This is a genomic window from Bartonella sp. AP36NXGY, assembly GCF_042195865.1.
Taxonomy (GTDB): domain Bacteria; phylum Pseudomonadota; class Alphaproteobacteria; order Rhizobiales; family Rhizobiaceae; genus Bartonella.
In genome coordinates this window covers 1-983 of record NZ_JBHIPD010000121.1, presented here as the reverse complement: position 1 = coordinate 983, position 983 = coordinate 1, and the positions used below count along the sequence as shown (strand labels likewise).

The 983-nt window shown below is 41.2% G+C and carries 1 pseudogene; it reads right to left on the bottom strand.

Going from position 1 to position 983, the window contains the following annotated elements:
• Nucleotides 1-983: pseudogene (locus ACFINX_RS10210) on the bottom strand (adhesin); the annotation flags it as partial.

Below are 983 nucleotides of genomic sequence, written 5' to 3'. Positions count from 1 at the left end.
CCTCCGTGTTGTTTTGAGTAAACTCTTTTTGAAGATTCTCAAAAGATGTTCCTACACCAGCAAATGCTTCCGATACAGTATCATACTTCTTCTCTTCAACTTTAGTACCATCCTCATTAACGATCTTAACTTTGAAACTTGGAGCCGTCCAAGCGCCACCTGCATAACTAGCATCACCACCTAAAGACTGCGCAACACTGTTACCTAGAGCATATAGCTGATTTCCTGCTACAGCATCGCTTGAGCTAGCAGTAATATCACCATTTGCAAGTGATGTGATTTTGCTGTGTGTCTTCTCACCATCTTTTTCTCCATGCAAGGCGACAAAAGCACCTTCAGCCTTGCTCCATGATAAAGAATCTTGTGCAACTCCTTCTGAAACTTCCTTAATACGAGCGTTGATAGTGCTCATGCTGTCATTAATGTCATTAAAAGCACCTGCAACATTATTACTGCTCTTCTTATCACCTTTCGTACCATCATTGCTGAAAGTCTGAATTTGGAAATCCGGATCTTGCCATTCGCCTTTCTCATTATAACCAGCACCACCACCAAAATAGCCAGCAAACTGTTTTTGCAGATCATAAATCTGTCCACCCGTAATCGCATCACTCGAGCCTGATACTATAGAGCCAGCTGCAAGTGATGTAAGCTTGCTGTTCTCTTTATTGTCCCCATGCGTCGCTACAAACGCCTCTGCGTCCTTATCCCACAACAGCGCATCGCCTTGAACTTCCTGAGTAATATTCGTAATGTTTTCAGTAAGTTCATTAAACTTATTCGTTAGGTTGTTATTCACATTCTTGAAATTCGTATCAATACCTTCAATGGCTAAACCAACATCACCATAGGATTTTTCTACTACCTCGCCTTTTGCATCAACACTGGATAATTTATAGGTTGGATCCGTGAAAGTACCATCTTTAAAGCTTGTACCTCCACCTAAGTATTTCGCAATATCCTGAGAAACCTTAGAAATCTGA